Source organism: Advenella kashmirensis WT001 (assembly GCF_000219915.2).
In the GTDB taxonomy this organism is placed as follows: domain Bacteria; phylum Pseudomonadota; class Gammaproteobacteria; order Burkholderiales; family Burkholderiaceae_B; genus Advenella; species Advenella kashmirensis.
In genome coordinates this window covers 3,410,905-3,427,518 of record NC_017964.1, presented here as the reverse complement: position 1 = coordinate 3,427,518, position 16,614 = coordinate 3,410,905, and the positions used below count along the sequence as shown (strand labels likewise).

Here is a 16,614-nt window from a genome sequence, read left to right as displayed (position 1 = left end):
CGATTCAAGGAAGGCTATGAACTCGCCCAAACGTCTGCGCTCCGCAAACATCACCCAAGGTCCGGCCCGCGCGCCGAACCGTTCCATGTATTACGCGCTGGGATACAAGGAAGAAGATTTCGTCAAACCCATGGTTGGCGTGGCCAATGGCTATAGCACCATCACGCCCTGTAACAGCGGCTTGCAAAAACTGGCCGATGCGGCGATTGAGGCCATTGAGTCATCGGGAGGCAATGCCCAGGTATTTGGCACGCCCACCATTTCCGACGGGATGGCCATGGGAACTGAAGGCATGAAGTATTCGCTGGTTTCGCGCGAAGTGATTTCAGACTGCGTTGAAACCTGCGTGCAGGGCCAGTGGATGGACGGTGTTGTGGTGATCGGCGGCTGCGACAAGAACATGCCCGGTGGCATGATGGGCATGCTGCGCGCCAATGTGCCCTCCATCTACGTATACGGCGGCACGATTTTGCCAGGCCGGCTTAACAATAAAGATTTGAACATTGTCAGCGTTTTTGAAGCGGTGGGAGAGAACGCGGCGGGCCGCATGAGCGACGAGGAGCTGCGGCAGATTGAGTTGCATGCCATTCCTGGCCCCGGGTCTTGCGGCGGGATGTATACCGCCAACACCATGAGTTCCGCATTCGAAGCCATGGGCATGAGTCTGCCGTATTCATCGACCATGGCCAATGTGCATGATGAAAAAACCGAATCGGCCAGTGAATCGGCCCGGGTGCTGCTCAAGGCGATCGAACAGGATCTGAAACCGCGTGATATCGTGACCCGCCAATCCATCGAAAATGCGGTCAGCGTCATTATGGCGACTGGCGGATCTACCAATGCGGTGTTGCATATGCTGGCCATTGCCCATGCGGCCGATGTCGAGTGGACCATCGACGATTTCGAGCGTGTGCGCCAGCGGGTCCCCGTCATTTGCGATCTGAAACCCAGTGGCCACTTCCTGGCCGTAGATTTTCACAAGGCGGGTGGGGTGCCGCAGGTCATGAAGATCCTGCTGAACGCCGGACTGATTAACGGCGACTGCATCACGATTACAGGACAGACGATTGCACAGATGCTTGAAAACGTGCCGGACACGCCCGCAGCAGACCAGCAAGTGATCAAGACCATTGACCAGGCTTTGTACAAACAGGGGCACCTGGCCATCCTGAAAGGCAACCTGTCGCCAGATGGCGCGGTAGCCAAAATAACCGGCCTGAAAAACCCTGTTATTACCGGCCCGGCACGTGTATTCGATGACGAGCAATCTGCGCTGCAAGCCATTCTGGATGGCAAAATCAAGGCCGGTGACGTGATGGTGTTGCGTTATCTTGGTCCCAAGGGCGGCCCGGGTATGCCGGAAATGCTGGCCCCCACAGGTGCATTAATTGGTGCCGGGCTGGGCGATTCGGTCGGCCTGATCACAGACGGGCGTTTCTCAGGGGGAACCTGGGGGATGGTCGTCGGCCATGTAACGCCTGAAGCCGCTGTGGGCGGAACCATTGCCCTGGTCCAGGAAGGCGACTCCATCACCATCGATGCCCATCAATTGTTATTGCAATTGAACGTAGCCGAGGCGGACATAGAAACGCGACGGGCACAGTGGACGGCGCCCAAACCGCGTTACTTGCGAGGCGTTCAGGCCAAGTTTGCGTTCAATGCGTCGCCCGCAAGCACGGGCGCGGTGCTGGACAAGTTCTGAGGCGGTTATGAAGCGCGCAAGCCAGGGCTGGCGGCCCTGGCTGATCGGGCGTGATGATTTGGCATTGCAAGGCGGCTGCGGCCATACGGCCGGGTAGCGCCAGGGCACCTGTAAACAGACAGTTGTAGCGACCCCGCAGTAGCAAAACTTCTGTCGCCAAGGCCCGGTTGTACGCCGGCACTATGCGCCGGCCTGTCTGCGTCTGCCGACGAGTGTATATTGAGCAATGGCGTGAACCCATTTTCGTCGTGTACACTTCAGTTCCACGATATCAATACTTTCAGAGGTCACACCATGAGTGCCCTGGCACATGCGATCAATGCCTTTGCCCGCACCGACGGCGATCACATCACGGCGATTCCGTCGCTCACGTTCCATCGCCGTCAGTCGCCGACGGATCCACTGCATTGCATATATGGCTTTGGCCTGGGTGTGGTCGCGCAAGGCGCCAAGCAGGTCACGCTTGCAGACAGGGTAGTCGAATATGGCCCCAGCCAGTGCCTGCTGGCTACCATTGATCTGCCCGTGTTGTCACGCGTGACCCAGGCCAGCATGCGAGAGCCATATCTGGGCCTGATGCTGGCGCTGGACGCGCATTCGATTGTGCAAACGGCCGCTGAAATGCAATTGCTTCGGCCGGCCAAGGACAGCGCCTGCCAGCCCGTGACGGTGCAAAAGCTGGATACTGCGTTGGCCGATGCCTGATCCGCATGGTCAATCTGCTCAATGAACCGGCGCTGGCGCCTAGTTTGGCGCCTTTGATTCAACAGGAAATCACCATCCGGCTGCTGACCGGCCCGCATGGTCCGCAGTTGCTGCATCTGGTGGCGGCTGGTTCGCCCAGCCAGAAAATCGCCCAGGCCGTGGCCTGGCTCAAACAGAATTATGCGCAACCCATGCATGCCGATGAACTGGCGGCTCGTGCGGGGATGAGTTCGTCTACCTTCAGGCATCATTTTCGCGCCATTACCGGCATGAGTCCTTTGCAATTTCAAAAGCAATTGCGCCTGCAGGAAGCGCGGCAATTGATGCTCAACCAGAATCTGGACGCCGGACACGTGGGCGGACTGGTGGGGTATGAAAGCGCCTCGCAATTTAATCGCGAATACAGTCGTCTTTTTGGCGCACCACCGCAACGCGATGTCAGGCGGATGCGGGTAAGCACAAGCCAGTCTTCACAGTAAGGCAACAGCTTAAACGCCAGGTGTGACCGTATCAGTATGGCAACTGTGATGGTGGGGCGGGCGCCGCCGTTGCATGCCATGTGTGATGACCAAAGCCCGGCGCGCATATTCGGTCAATAAAGGCAATAAAGATAACAAAGGCAATCTCCACGACATCCCACCAGGCGTTTGCCGGGCGATATTGCAAGGCGTCGAATTAATAACTGCAGTGCCTGGCCAGTCTCAGCGAATTAGGCAAAAATTACGGAGAATTGGGCAATTTGTCGGGTTCTTCCGAATCTATAATGGCCTGACATCATAGGCAGCCTGCCTGCTCTGACGCCGTATCCTGGTTACTGGCAGTGCTTGCTGTATCGCTTGCCAGTCTGGTCATCGGGCAGGCCAAGGCCTGGCACGACGGTTTGTTCGGCACGCGATGATCCGCGATGTGTTCATTCCTGTTGGTTTCCCTTCTCAATCCTTCCTCCTTCGATGCAAGTCGTTGCGAATTCCTGATGCAGTTTAATTACGGAGAGCTATCTCATCATGAGTATCCTCAATATCAATGGCAGTGACCATACAGTTGATGTCGATCCGGGTACGCCGGTTCTTTGGGCGTTGCGCGATGCGCTGGATATGACCGGAACCAAATTCGGCTGTGGCGCTGCGCTGTGTGGCGCCTGTACCGTGCATCTGGACGGCCAGGCCATTCGTTCCTGTGTTACGCCGATCTCGGCTGTCCAGGGAAAAAAAATCACAACCATCGAAGCAGTGACCGACGGCAGCGACCCGGTTGGCGCCGCTGTCCATGCAGCGTGGGTCAAGCATGATGTGGCCCAATGCGGCTATTGCCAAAGTGGCCAGATCATGAGCGCGACTGCCTTTCTCAAAAGCAGGCCCAAGGGCAGCCAGCCTACGGCTGATGAAATTGATGCAGCCATGGCCGGCAATATCTGCCGCTGCGGCACTTATACCCGCATTCGCGCTGCCATTGCCGATGCTGCCCAAACCCTTGCCTGAACGGAGTCCTGCATGTCGAACAATACTTTTTATAGTGAATTGCCCCGCGCAGTGCAACATATTCTTGAACAGGGCCAGACTGACAGTCGACCTGCGCTAGCCCGACGCAGTTTTTTGAAAATGGTTGGCGCAGGTGGCCTGGCATTAGGTGCATTTCCTCACGTGCTCATGGCGCAGGAAGGTAAAGGCGCTGCGGCTGCCGCATCGGCGCTCAAGCCGGGCCAGCAGCCCTCTGCATTCGTGCACATTGCCCCCAGCGGCGAGGTAACGGTGACGATCAATCGCCTGGAATTTGGCCAGGGTGTACAGACGGGCCTGCCGATGATTCTGGCCGAGGAACTGGATGCCGACTGGAGCCTGGTGCGCAGCCGTAACGGCAGCAACGATATTGCATACCAGGATCCGCTGTTTGGCATGCACCTGACGGGTGGATCAACCTCGATCAAGCACAGCTATACCCAGTACCGCGAACTTGGCGCCCGTGCACGGGCCATGCTGATGTCTGCCGCGGCCCAGCGCTGGAAAGTGGATGTGGCCAGTGTGCGCACGCAAGCGGGCGCCGTACTGGGTCCGGACGGCCGCAAGGCAACTTATGGCGAGTTGGCTGAAGCTGCAATGGCGCTTCCGGTGCCTGAGAAAGTGCAGCTCAAGGACCCGAAAGCATTTCGCATCATCGGTAAGGCCACCACGCGTATTGATGCCAAAGCAAAGAGCAGCGGACAGCAGGATTTCGGTATCGATATGAACCTGCCGGGTCAATTGACGGCGGTGGTGGCGCATCCGCCGGTATTCGGCGGCAAGCTCGCGTCCATGGATGACGCTGCTGCGCGCGCTGTCAAAGGCGTCAAGGCCGTGCTGCGGGTCCCTGTCGATGGCGGTGGACAAGGCGTAACGGTGATTGCAGATGGCTACTGGCAGGCCAAGCAGGGGCGCGATGCGCTCAAGCTACAGTGGGACACGGCCGGCGTAGAAAATGTAGACAGCGACAAGCAACTGGCTCAGTACCGGGAACTGGCAGACAAGCCCGGTCCTCGGCTGTACGAAGCAGATATGTCGCCGCTGGCCTCGGCGCCCCACAAGCTGGATGCGGAATTTTTCTTCCCGTATCTGGCTCACGCTCCCATGGAGCCATTGAACTGTACCGTTCAGGTGGCCGAGAACGGCGCACAGTTATGGGTTGGCACGCAAATGCCCGGCTTTGATGGAGCGGCGGCGGCCCGTGTGCTGGGCCTCAAGCCCGAGCAGATTCAGGTGAACGTGCAAACCGCCGGCGGCGGATTCGGCCGACGTGGCGTAGGCACCAGCGACTTTGTCGTGCTCGCTTGCGAGGTGGCCAAGGCAGCAAAAACGGCTGGCCTTAACGCGCCGATCCGCACGCTATGGAGCCGTGAGGACGACATCAAGGGCGGCTACTACCGACCTGTGCATCTGCACCGCGCGCGTATTGGCTTTGATGACAAGGGCAAGGTCCTGGCCTGGGAGCATGTGCTGGTTGGGCAATCCATCGTCGCGGGCACGCCACTGGAGTCGATGATCAAAAACGGCATTGATGCTACCGCCACCGAAGGGATGCGCGACCCGTACCCAGTGCCGATGCAATTGACGGTACATCACCCCAAAGTGAACGTCCCCGTATTATGGTGGCGCAGTGTCGGATCCACACACACGGCCTTCGTCATGGAAACGCTGATCGACGAAATTGCGCGGGCGACCAAACAGGACCCGGTTGCTTATCGCATGGCGCTTTTTGGCGAAAAAAGCCCGCGCCATAAGGCTGCCCTGCAATTGGCGGTGGAGCGCAGCGGCTACGGCAAGACGACCTTGCCCGAGGGCCATGCCTGGGGGGTTGCCGTGCATGAATCCTTCAGTTCAGTGGTGGCATATGTGGTCGAAGCGTCGGTGCAGGATGGGAAACCCGTGCTGCATCGTGCGATCGCCGGCGTGCATTGTAATCTGGCTGTCAACCCGCTTAGCGTGGAAGCGCAGGTGCAGGGTGCTGCCATCATGGGCTTGTCGATGTGCCTGCCGGGCGCTGCCATTACCCTCAAGGATGGGCAGGTGCAACAGAGCAATTTTGGCGACTTCAGCGTGCCGCGTATTACCGATGCGCCAGAGATCGCCGTGCACATCGTGCCCAGTGCCGAGCCGCCGACAGGTATGGGCGAGCCGGGTCTGCCGCCTTTGGCGCCTGCCTTTGCAAATGCCATTGCCAGCATTACCGGAAAGCCGTTGCGCAATCTTCCTTTCAAACTGGGGTGAGTCGCGGGGCGCAGGCCCCTGATCTTGCTGAGGCAAAGGCAGCGCCGCTGATAGCCAATACCGGTCTATTGTTCAGACCTGTAAGTGATGTCAGCGGCGCTGCCTTTTCTCTATGCGTGTTCAATACGGGATGCCATGGTCGTGGGCGGCCACTGCGCACCTGGGCGCAGGCCGGACGATTCAGGCGCCTTGCCCGTTATCTGAGCGTGAGGTGTGGAAAATCAGCAAGGCCGCGATCAGCAAAAGGACCGCACTTGCGATAAAAGTGCTTTGATAGCCGCCATGATCAAGCAGCAAGCCGCCGACTGTAGAGCCCAATGCAATCGATAGCTGAATAACTGCAACCATCAACCCGCCACCGGCTTCAGCATTCTGTGGCAATGTTCGCGATATCCAGGACCACCACCCGACCGGGGCTGCGGTCGAAATCAAGCCCCAGAAGCCGAGTAAAGCAATCGTGGCAGCCACTGCGCTGCCCAGGGCAATTAAGGCGAGGGCGGTGACAGCCATGAGCAAGGGAATGGCAATAAGGGTTGCATAGAATCCACGTTTGAGTACCGCGGCAATACCTAGCGTGCCCACGAACCCCGCGATGCCGATCACCAGCAGCACAAGCGTCACCATGGGCGCCTGGACCTGTGTCACGTTCTCCAGGAACGGCCGCACATAGGTGAACAGCGTAAATTGCCCCATGAAAAAGAGACCGACGCCCAGCATACCCAGCTTGACCACCCGGTTGCGCAAGAGGGTGACGATACTGCCGGAAGCCACGCTGCGCGGTTCTGCAGGCATGGAAGGCAGGCTGAGCCATTGCCAGGCAAATGCAAGCAGAGCCACGGGCACCAGACAAAGAAAAGCGCCGCGCCAGCCAATGACAGCACCCAGATAGCTCCCAAGCGGCGCTGCCACGACCGTGGCCAGCGCATTGCCACTATTGAAAATGGCCAAAGCGCGTGGCACCTGGGAAGCCGGAACCAGTCGCATGGCGGTTGCTGCTGACATAGACCAGAAACCGCCGACGACGACACCAATGAGCGCTCGCCCTGTCATATAGATGGCGTAGTTTGGCGCCATCGCGACGATTGCGCCGGAGACTGCCAATCAGCCCTGTCAACAAAAGCAGCAATGTTTTTCTATTCATGGCGCCGGCCAGCGATGAGATCAGAAGGCTTGTTAGGACGGCGAAGGCGCCTGATATGGCAATGCCCTGGCCGGCCATACCCTCGGTAACGCGTAGATCAGCTGCGATGGGGGATAACAGGCTGACGGGCATGAATTCAGAAGCGATCAGTGCAAAAACACACAGGGTCATCGCCAAAACGCCGCCCCAGAACGCGACCGGTGCATCTGCTGGGTGTTCAGTGTCCGTATCGGCACGAGAAAGGTCACATACTTCAGTTGTCATGGTATTTTCAGTGGTGATTATTCAGTTGAAATCGTTCAGGGCGCTGCGCAGTAGCCGTGATGACAAAGCGCTGCCTGTGCAGCGCTGGTGCCTCCGCCTGTCTTGCGGGACGGCTCATATGTCCGGGTCGTAAACGTTGCGGGTATTAGTTTTCGATACGCTCAATGCGTATTTTGTATGGCGCCGGTCGTGCCAGAACGGTTAAGCCATCGGTCACTTTGCCTAGCGGCAACAGGTCTTTCGAAAAGACACCGTTGCCGACAAAAATGGCCAGATTGCCCCAGGGCGCATAATGGGCGATGTCACCGGCCTGAGGGGTCATGCTGTCGGGCGCGCCTTGTTTGTCTAATGCGCGTGGCAGGTCGGCAACGCGTTCAGTGCCTGCGTAATCTTCCAGTGTCAGCGACAGTGGCAATAGGGTGGCGAAGTCTCTGGCAGTGGCGTTGTCATAGAGCGTTGCCGTGACGATCTGATCATCCAGGTGAATACGGATTTTCATGGGCGAAGCCGGTGAGGTTAAGGAGGTTGCGTTTGTGCTTGGTACAGCCACCGGGTGAGTAGAACCAAAGCCCAGCAGGCCCGGGATACAGGCGCCAAGCAGGGCCCATCCGGCGTACTGCATCATACAGGCGGAGCACATCTTTTTCATAGTATGTATTGTGGCAAAGGTGCACCGCTTTGACTAGCTAATGAATGCTTAATGGGCTTATAAGTTATACTAATAAATAAATTCTTCGGGAATGATGCGATATGGTCAGACGCAATCTGAACGATCTTGTCTCTTTTGTGACCGTGGCGCGCGAAGGCAGCTTTACCCGTGCCGCGGCGCTGCTCGGCGTAACGCAATCAGCGCTAAGCCAGGCGATCAGCGGCCTGGAAGCCCGGTTGCAGATCCGCCTGCTTACGCGCACCACGCGCAGCGTATCGGCTACGCCCGCCGGCGAGCGCCTGCTGCTGGCTATTGGCCACCGCTTCGACGAAATCGAAGCCGAACTGGATGAATTGACGGCATTGCGTGACAAGCCGGCCGGCACCGTGCGAATCACTTGCGGTGACCATGTATTGCATGCCATCCTGCTGCCCAGGCTTGAGCCTGTTTTGCGTGAGTATCCGGACATCAAGCTGGAGTTTGATGTGAATTATGGCTTTCGTGATATTGTGGCGGACCGATACGATGCCGGTGTGCGCTTGGGCAACACGATCGACAAGGACATGATCGCGATGCCGATTGGTCCGCCGTTGCGTCTTGCCGTCGTGGCCTCACCCGATTATTTTGCTGCCCACCCGCCGCCACGCAAGCCACAGGATCTCATGGCGCATCGCTGCATCAACCAGCGCATGCAAACGTCTGGCGGGCTGTATGTATGGAACTTCGAGCGTCGCGGCAAACAGGTTAATGTGCGTGTGGACGGCCCGTTGATCTTCAACACTACGCAGCCCCAAGTGGATGCGGCACTGGCTGGGCTGGGCATCGCCTTGCTGCCTGAGGACGAGCTGATGCCGCATATTGAGTCGGGTCGCCTGGTATCAGTGTTGCGCGATTGGTGCCCGACGTTTACAGGCTATCATCTCTATTATCCCAGTCGTCGTCAGCCGTCTACTGCATTTTCGTTGGTGCTCAACGCCTTGCGTATTGGCGGCGCGGGGGCCTAGGGCGTTTTGCGAAATACGAATCACTGTATCCGCATTCTTGTTTTGTTGGCCTTATGCAAAAAACTCTGCAATCATATTCGGATCGCAGAGGTTTTTTTACGGCATCACGGTTGATTGGTGAATCAGCGATTAACCAATTTGGCCGGGAAGGCCGCCATGACAAGCACGGCGTTGAGCAACAGGCACACGGCAAAGAACCATAACGCGGCATGTGCAGTGCCGGTCAAGTCGGTCGCCCAGCCAATCAGCGAGTTGCTGACCAGACCGGCAATATTGGCAATCGAGCAGGCCAGGGCAAAGCCGGTGGCCGCTGCGGTCCCTTTAAGAAACGTCGCAGGCAGGCTGAAGAAGACCGGTACCGCACCCAGCAATGCGCAGGAGGCGACCGTGAAGGTCACAACGGTCAGGATCAGGTTGCTTGACACAAATGTGCTGCATGTCAGGGCGATCGCGCCTACGGTAAGCGGAACCGACAAATGCCAGCGGCGCTCACGATAGTGATCCGAGCTGGCGCCGATGGCCAGCATGCCAATCACACCTGCAATACTGGGAATGGCTGTGAGCAAACCGATGTCAAAGGTATCTGCTACCCCGGCATTACGGATGAACGACGGCATCCAGAAGCCGATGGCATAGGCGCCCAGCAGAATCGAAAAATCAATACTGCCCAGCATCCACACTTTGACATTGAAAAATCCATCCTTGAATGAATGCTTGCTATGTTTTCCTTCGGCATTGTCGTGATCCAGATCACGCTGCAGCAGCGCCCGCTCTTCATTGTTCAGCATTTGGCCTTGTGATGATTATCCGGTAAAGCCCAGAACGTCAGGATGCCCAGCAGCACACTTGGAATGGATTCGAGCAAAAACAGCCACTGCCAGCCGCGCAGGCCATGCAACTGATCAAAGTGGTTCATGATCCAGCCTGAAATAGGGCCGCCAATCACGCTCGATAGCGGCAGGCCAATCATGAACAGGGCAATGATTTTTCCGCGGCGGTAGGTTGGGTACCAGGTTGTCAGGTAATACAGGACGCCAGGCAAAAAGCCCGCCTCGGCGGCGCCAAGGAAAAAGCGCAGGGTATAAAACTGCGTGGGTGTTGTCACGAACATGGTCAGGCCAGACAAAATACCCCAGGTAATCATGATCCGGGCGATCCACATTCTTGCACCAACTTTCTCCAGGATCAGATTGCTGGGCACTTCGAAAATAATGTAGCCGACAAAAAACAGACCCGCGCCCAGACCGTAGGCGGTAACGCTAAATTGCAGATCTTCCACCATTTGCAATTTGGCGAAACCGACGTTGATCCTGTCCAGGTATGCGGCAAGGTAACAGAAACACAGAAAGGGAATAAGGCGCCAGGTAATTTTTGTATAGAGATCCTGGTTTGTTTCGCCGGTTTGGAGCAGTGGTGGGTTTGAAGTGGTCGAGTTCACGTCAAATGTCTCCTGGAGGTAGGGGTCCCGCGCGCGGGACAATAGAGCCGGATGACAGGCGTTGATTGGATCATCCGGTTCCGGGTAGGGTGTTATGGGTTGGTGCTGACACTGGCGCTTTGTGTCGTCAGATCCTGCTCATAGAGGTCGTAGCCGTAAACCCAGCCGGGGTCTTCCTGCTTGAGCAGGAAGGTGTTTGCGTTCGAGACCGACTGGACCTTGGAGGCGCGCTCTTTGCGATTGGCTTCATACAGCTCGAATGCTGTCCGATAGTCGCCAAGCCCTGTCTCTTCAAGGCAGCGGGTCAGCATGGCGGCGTCTTCAATTGCCATGCAGGCGCCCTGAGCCATATGTGGCTTCATGGGGTGGCAGGCGTCACCCAGCATCACCAGGCGACCGCGACTCCAAATGGGCAGCGGGTTGCGATTAAGCAGGGGCCACTTGGTAATGTTTTCTGTAGAACGAATCAGGTTTTGCACTGTCGAGTTGTAGCCATCGAATGCAGCAAGCATTTCTTCCTGGGAGCTGTCTACAAATGAGCCCTGGAAATCCCATGCTTCGTGCGGGACGCCGGTGACAAAATAGTATTCGTCACGTTTGCCGGTAGTGTAGTAAACCATCATGTGACGATCTTCGGTCCACCACTTGACGCAGTCTTCGAATTCATCGGCAAACTTGACAAGATTCTCGCCGCGAATCAGGCGCGATGGGCGACCCAGCCGCTGTACGTGGGCGCTTCTACGCCCAGCAGGGTTTCGCGGATTTTTGAATAAATGCCATCGGCGCCAATCACAATATCGGCTGTGACGCGCGTGCCGTCAGCAAAACCCAGCTGAACTTTATCGCCATCGTCTTCAAGTGTTTCCAGTTTCTTGCCAAAGTGAACGGTGCCGGGTTTGATGCTGGACATCTGCAGGGCATGCATATCGCCGCGATGGATGGTGATATAGGATGCGCCGTATTCTTTTTTTGCCCATGCGCCCAGGGGAATGCGGGACAAATACTCGCCAGAATTGCCGTCCCGACTGAACCAGAAATCCGGATGTGAGCCCATTTGTTCCAGCTCTTTTTCCAGTCCCATGCGGCGGAAAACTTTCATTGCGTTCGGGCCAACGTGGATGCCGGCGCCCAGCCGTGAAAACTGCGGCGCCTGTTCATATACCTCGACTTCAAAGCCGGCTTTCTGCAGCAGGGTCGCGGCTGCAGCACCACCCAGGCCGGCGCCGACGATCGCGATTTTGACTGTATCTTTCATAACGTATCTCCTGACAATTCAATTTATGTCCATTTCAATTAAATAAGAGTGTACACACTTATTTTGTTAATTAAAATAAAAACGAATTGGGGTTTACGAGCAGGCACGTGATTTTGATGTAAGAAAAATAAACAGATAATGCCGATTGTGATTCGAGTCGGAAAAATGCTTTATGCAATGCTGCTCCATTTTGGTTCACAATTGAAATTTTCTAATAATTATCAACGGAATTGGCAGGATGTCCGGCACCGCGGTGGCAGCCTTTACGGGCTGTAGCGCAGGGGCTGATATGCCTGCACCAGAAGCGTGACGCTTGGTAAAGACGCACCAAATAATGTCATTATTAAAGTTGTTTATGCCTGGCCAGTGATGATTGTTATATACTATTAAATAGTGTACAGGCTATAAATGAACGTTGGTTGCAGGCCACAGGCAGGGACTTTTTCAGCGCCATTGCTTCATGCGCCAGTACAAGTGCTGCAAGGGTTGCGCATCGCCTGCGGGTATACTTATAGCCAAAATATCGGGTAAAAGTTATAGAGCGTCATCATTACAGCTTAATCACGTCAAAAAACGAGCAGCCTAACTATGTCCAGAAAACACGAGTCACCTGAAACAGAAGCAGGGCGTGCCAGCGCACCGTATGATGTCACCCAGCAGGTTGGACACTTATTGCGCAAGGCGGTGCAGCGTCATACGGCCATTTTTCAACAGAATGTGGGCGATGATCAGTTGACGGCTATCCAGTTTGTTACCTTATGCGCCCTGCGTGATCGCGGGCGCAGCTCCCAGGCCGAGCTGGTAGAAGCGACGGCGATTGATCAGGCAACCATTCGCGGCATTATTAATCGTTTAAAGGCGCGCGGCCTGATCGCGCTTTCGCCGGGCAAGCTGGACAAGCGCAAGGTGATTGCCAGCCTGACCACCGAAGGGCAGGCGCTGCTGTCCCGCACTATTCCTCGTGCACAGGAAATCAGCAGACTGACAATGGGTCAGCTGAATCCGGCCGAGCAGGTGGCGATTTTGTATCTATTGCAGAAAATGAACGCCAGCGGTCTTCAGGACGAATAGGCCGGCAACCGGATCGCATGGGCGCAGGCATGGGCTGTGCCGGCAGTCATGGATGGCCCGGCTGCTGCCTGATCTCGGCAATTTTTTTACGCAGGTTGTTCCAGGCCGGTTTGTCCGGTGCAAAGCGCGCGCGCATGTACTGCAATAGCGATTCCATTTGCGCATCATTCATGCTGCTTTTGAAACCAGGCATCGTGCTCAGGTTGGTCTGGGCCGGACGGGTAATGCCGTGCATCAAGACCTGAATCACATTATCCGGGTGGTCGCTATGCAGATTACTATTGAGTGCCAGCGATGGGCGTGCGCCGAACAGGACCGGTCCGCTGCCAGAGTCGTGGCACACCGCACAGGCGCCGTTAAATAGCGTCTCCCCGGGTAGCAGTCGCGTCTCCTGGTTCGTCTGGCTGTCTGCCTCCAGCCTGGTGGCGAGCGCGGCATGGCTGCTTTGCGATTGAGCGGCAGCCGGATTCAGGCTGGCCAGGTAATGGGCCATGGCCTTCACATCGGCCTCGGGCAATTGCGCAAGCCCTGCAACCACGGGTCCCATCGGGCCCGCGGCAACGCCATGCAAGGGGGAGTAACCCGTGCGCAAATACTGGAACAGCTCCTGTTCGGTCCACGGGATAGGGGAGGACGAGAGTTTGTTGAGTGCCGGCGCTTCCCAATTGTCGGCAAAGCCGCCGGCCAGAAAATTGTTCTCTCCGGACTTTTCGGCGCCCAGGGCATTGCGGGGTGAGTGACAGGCAGCGCAGTGTCCGCTACTGTTTACCAGGTAAGCGCCACGGTTCCAGAGCGGGCTTTTGTCCGGATTGGGAGTATAGGCCTGCCGGTCCCGATGAAACAACGTATTCCATCCGGCCACCAGGGGACGCAGGTTCATGGGAAAGGGCAGGCGGGTTTCCTGATTGGGCGCCGAGACCGGGGGGCGGGTCATCAGGTAGGCATAAAGCGATTGCAAATCCTCATCAGACATTTTTGCATAGGCGGTGTAGGGAAATGCCGGGTACAGATGCCTGCCGTCGCGATGGATGCCTTCACGCATGGCGCGCTCGAACGCCTTGTATGACCAGGCGCCAATGCCGGTTTCCCGGTCGGGCGTAATATTGGTGGTGAAGATGGTGCCAAAGGGGGTGTCCAGCCCCAGGCCACCGGCATTGGTCTGGCCGCCCGGCGCCGTGTGGCAGACCATGCAGTCCCCGGCAAGTGCGACAAGCCGCCCGCGCTCAATCGCCGTCGCGGAAAAAATAGACGTATCAACCCGGCTGACCGGGGGAATGCTGGTGCGCCAGGGGGCTGCAACCACCAGGCGCCGGTTGCGGCCGCCATCAGTCCACCCAGCCAGCTATTGCGCCAGCGTCGGCTGCGTTTTGCTGTTGGAGGCGGATCCAGCGACAGGGTGGGTAATGCGAATGGCGTTTCACGGATACGCAGTCCGGTCGCGCTGTATATCGCATTGGCAATGGCGGCGGCTGCAGGCAGCTCGACACCTGGCCCCCAGGCCAGCGGCTGATCCAGCGAGCGTGCGCTATTGATGACCTGCACCTCGGGCAGCGCCAATGGGCGCTGTTTGTCTTGTTCTGAGGGGTTGTTGGCGCCTTGTTGGGTCTGTCCCAAAAGAGATTGCGTCCACTTGCCCAGACGATCTTTCAGGGCGCGCTGGGTTTCCGGTGTGGCCGTCGGTGCCCGCTGGGCATCGCTGGCATCATGTCCCACGGTCAGCCTGCTCACCGACAGGCCGCCGCTGCGCGCATCCACGGCCAGTTCGACCGACCACACCGACCATACTTCCTGTGGAGGATTGCGGTCGTTATCAATAATATGGCTATAGGCAATCCCGCGTCCAACTCCGGCCGCCTTGGCTGCCGGGCCGGCGGCGGTCTGGTCCCAGCCGCTTTGTTGCGCAACGCTTCTTAAGAGCTGCTGTCCGCGCTCGCTGTCGATGTGTGCCAGACGGGACTGCACTGGGTCCAGATGATGGTTTGCGCAATATTCATCGAAATGCGATTCCTGTGCAAACACCGTGGCGGCTGTATAACTGTAGGGGTCCGCGGCCACCAGGCTGCTGCCGTTTTTTTGAATGGGGGCGCTGGCATACTCCGTAAGCAGCGCCATCCCTTTTGTCGAGGTAGATTCGAGCCCGCACAAGCGGCCGGCAATGGACGGGCGACGCGGGTCCAGTGCATTGATGCTCCAGTGCGCCTGGTCCGCCAGGCGCTGGCTCGCCGCCGGACGGTTCTGTTCCACTGTGGCTGCCAATGCGGCAGGTGCGTAGGTGGCCTGCACCCGTACCGGCTGATGTAAACCCCAGGCCAACAGTGCGGCTTCGACGGCTGTCTCCAGTCCGTCCTGCGTGTGCTGGCCGTGTTGCACTATCTGGATGGCTTCGGGCGCCAGCGCCAGTAGTGCGCCCAGTTCCTGCCGCAGGGCAGCCTGGCGATGGGTATTTACCCATATCGTGAGTTGATCGCCTCGATGCCAGGCGATCGCCCAATCCGGTGCGTCGGCGGCCAGATGGTTATTCCATTCATACCGGGTTGCCGAATGGATCGTGCCTGACGTTGCTGTCTGGTGTGTTAAGGGTTGCACATCGGGGCCTGCAGCAACAGGCGTCGCCCAGGTGGCGTGCAGCAAGGCACAAGCCTGCTGCGCCTGCGTGCGCTGTACGGCGACAACGCCTACAAAGCTGCCGCGAGTGATGCAACTGACCACGCCCGGCACATTGGCTGCCCGATCACTGTCGAGCGCCTGCAATTGTGCAATCTGGTTCTTTTGTATGCCCAGTTCCCACTGTGGTGGACGCAATACAACGCCATGCAGCAATTGGCTGCTTGCTGGTACAGACAGATCCATGCCGGTGCTATCGTCTGATGCGGCACTGATGCCGGTAGCGGTGGGAGTGATCAACTCCTGTGTCATGGGCGCCCCCTGACCGCGGAGATGGCGGCCGCCATGATTTCCACGTGGGTGCCGCAACGGCACAGGTTGTGACGCAGTTCGTTACGAATTTGTGCTTCCGAGGGGTTGGGGTTGCGGTTCAATAGGGCCTGTATTGTCATGATCATGCCGTTAAGGCAGTAACCGCATTGCGCAGCCTGGTTATCAATAAAGGCCTGCTGGACCTTATTGGGCTGGCCGTTGTCGCTCAGGCCTTCAAGGGTGGTGATCTTGCGGTTTTCTACCACGCTGACCGGTATCACGCAGGAGCGAGCCGCTACGCCATCCACCAGTACCGTACAGGCGCCGCATTCGCCGAGTCCGCAACCGAACTTTGGGCCATTTAAGGCCAGATCATTGCGCAATATGTAAAGCAGCGGCGTATCGGGTTCGACGGTCACGTTGTGGTGCTCGTTATTGACCGACAGGGCGAATGGGCGGGGGGCAATTGGATTCATGTTCCGGGCGTAAAGTATGTCAACTAATAATAAGTTTACACACTTTAATTTTTTGAGCAAACAAAGAATTTAACGAAATTAGACAGGAGTGTGTCAACTCATCTGTCTGCGGGTTTTCACTAGTTTTTTCTGAACATAACCAAAGCTTACACTGAAAACTGCCTATTTATTTTCATTTCCATGAAGATATGCTTTTGCTGTTTAATCATTTTAATATAGCGTGTACACTGTAGTTAATCTTCTAATCCAACACACG

At 57.1% G+C, this 16,614-nt stretch carries 9 protein-coding genes and 4 pseudogenes; 7 read left to right on the top strand and 6 right to left on the bottom strand.

All coding sequences use genetic code 11. The features are described 5' to 3' along the window. The first annotated feature begins 16 nt into the window (after nt 1-16). The 5 genes and pseudogenes from ilvD to TKWG_RS16055 all read left to right on the top strand — a co-directional run bounded on the left by ilvD (nt 17) and on the right by TKWG_RS16055 (nt 6,144). On the top strand, nt 17-1,702 hold the full coding sequence (ilvD, locus tag TKWG_RS16070; RefSeq protein ID WP_014751850.1) for a dihydroxy-acid dehydratase: 1,686 nt from the start codon (nt 17-19) through the stop codon (nt 1,700-1,702). 294 nt (nt 1,703-1,996) lie between these two features. After that, nucleotides 1,997-2,451 (top strand): annotated as a pseudogene (locus TKWG_RS25315) (AraC family transcriptional regulator); the annotation flags it as partial. A gap of 147 nt (nt 2,452-2,598) precedes the next feature. Further along, nucleotides 2,599-2,886 (top strand): helix-turn-helix transcriptional regulator, encoded by a 288-nt coding sequence (locus TKWG_RS27255; protein ID WP_407636934.1) that lies wholly within the window; start codon nt 2,599-2,601, stop codon nt 2,884-2,886. A gap of 525 nt (nt 2,887-3,411) precedes the next feature. Next, nucleotides 3,412-3,885 carry a (2Fe-2S)-binding protein gene (locus TKWG_RS16060; RefSeq protein WP_014751849.1) on the top strand — a complete coding sequence of 158 codons (474 nt, stop codon included), beginning with the start codon at nt 3,412-3,414 and terminating at the stop codon, nt 3,883-3,885. A 12-nt stretch (nt 3,886-3,897) separates the two neighbouring features. Continuing rightward, nucleotides 3,898-6,144: a xanthine dehydrogenase family protein molybdopterin-binding subunit gene (locus tag TKWG_RS16055; RefSeq protein ID WP_014751848.1), complete on the top strand. Its 2,247-nt coding sequence runs from the start codon at nt 3,898-3,900 to the stop codon at nt 6,142-6,144. 180 nt (nt 6,145-6,324) lie between these two features. Here TKWG_RS16055 and TKWG_RS16050 read toward each other — a convergent pair. Both TKWG_RS16050 and TKWG_RS16045 read right to left on the bottom strand, forming a co-directional pair. Continuing rightward, nucleotides 6,325-7,549, bottom strand: a pseudogene (locus TKWG_RS16050) (MFS transporter). 145 nt (nt 7,550-7,694) lie between these two features. Beyond that, a complete protein-coding gene (locus TKWG_RS16045) occupies nt 7,695-8,174 on the bottom strand; it encodes a cyclophilin-like fold protein (protein WP_014751845.1) in 480 nt (159 codons plus the stop codon). 125 nt (nt 8,175-8,299) lie between these two features. Here TKWG_RS16045 and TKWG_RS16040 point away from each other — a divergent pair, with 125 nt between their 5' ends. Continuing rightward, the gene (locus TKWG_RS16040) at nt 8,300-9,202 is read left to right on the top strand and encodes a LysR family transcriptional regulator (RefSeq protein ID WP_014751844.1); all 903 of its coding nucleotides are present in this window, start codon (nt 8,300-8,302) and stop codon (nt 9,200-9,202) included. A gap of 122 nt (nt 9,203-9,324) precedes the next feature. Here the strand turns inward: TKWG_RS16040 and TKWG_RS16035 are convergent. Together TKWG_RS16035 and TKWG_RS16030 are read right to left on the bottom strand one after the other, a co-directional pair. Continuing rightward, nucleotides 9,325-10,640, bottom strand: a pseudogene (locus TKWG_RS16035) (MFS transporter). Nucleotides 10,641-10,732: 92 nt separating this feature from the next. Next, a pseudogene (locus TKWG_RS16030) lies at nt 10,733-11,895 on the bottom strand (FAD-dependent monooxygenase). 588 nt (nt 11,896-12,483) lie between these two features. Here TKWG_RS16030 and TKWG_RS16025 point away from each other — a divergent pair. After that, nucleotides 12,484-12,966, top strand: coding sequence for a MarR family winged helix-turn-helix transcriptional regulator (locus TKWG_RS16025; RefSeq protein WP_014751843.1), 483 nt, complete (start codon nt 12,484-12,486; stop codon nt 12,964-12,966). Between the two features lie 46 nt (nt 12,967-13,012). Here TKWG_RS16025 and TKWG_RS25305 read toward each other — a convergent pair whose 3' ends face one another. Further along, the gene (locus TKWG_RS25305) at nt 13,013-14,155 is read right to left on the bottom strand and encodes a c-type cytochrome (RefSeq protein WP_238534203.1); all 1,143 of its coding nucleotides are present in this window, start codon (nt 14,153-14,155) and stop codon (nt 13,013-13,015) included. 1,723 nt (nt 14,156-15,878) lie between these two features. Next, on the bottom strand, nt 15,879-16,358 hold the full coding sequence (locus TKWG_RS16015) for a (2Fe-2S)-binding protein (protein ID WP_014751840.1): 480 nt from the start codon (nt 16,356-16,358) through the stop codon (nt 15,879-15,881). Between the last annotated feature and the right edge of the window lie 256 nt (nt 16,359-16,614).

Excerpts from the sequence above, each read along its gene's own strand:
- TKWG_RS27255 (WP_407636934.1), top strand. The coding sequence starts at position 2,599 with ATGCATGCCGATGAACTGGCGGCTCGTGCGGGGATGAGTTCGTCTACC.
- TKWG_RS16040 (WP_014751844.1), top strand. The coding sequence starts at position 8,300 with ATGGTCAGACGCAATCTGAACGATCTTGTCTCTTTTGTGACCGTGGCG.
- TKWG_RS25305 (WP_238534203.1), bottom strand. The coding sequence starts at position 14,155 with ATGGTCTGCCACACGGCGCCGGGCGGCCAGACCAATGCCGGTGGCCTG.
- TKWG_RS16025 (WP_014751843.1), top strand. The coding sequence starts at position 12,484 with ATGTCCAGAAAACACGAGTCACCTGAAACAGAAGCAGGGCGTGCCAGC.
- TKWG_RS16055 (WP_014751848.1), top strand. The coding sequence starts at position 3,898 with ATGTCGAACAATACTTTTTATAGTGAATTGCCCCGCGCAGTGCAACAT.
- ilvD (WP_014751850.1), top strand. The coding sequence starts at position 17 with ATGAACTCGCCCAAACGTCTGCGCTCCGCAAACATCACCCAAGGTCCG.
- TKWG_RS16045 (WP_014751845.1), bottom strand. The coding sequence starts at position 8,174 with ATGATGCAGTACGCCGGATGGGCCCTGCTTGGCGCCTGTATCCCGGGC.
- TKWG_RS16015 (WP_014751840.1), bottom strand. The coding sequence starts at position 16,358 with ATGAATCCAATTGCCCCCCGCCCATTCGCCCTGTCGGTCAATAACGAG.
- TKWG_RS16060 (WP_014751849.1), top strand. The coding sequence starts at position 3,412 with ATGAGTATCCTCAATATCAATGGCAGTGACCATACAGTTGATGTCGAT.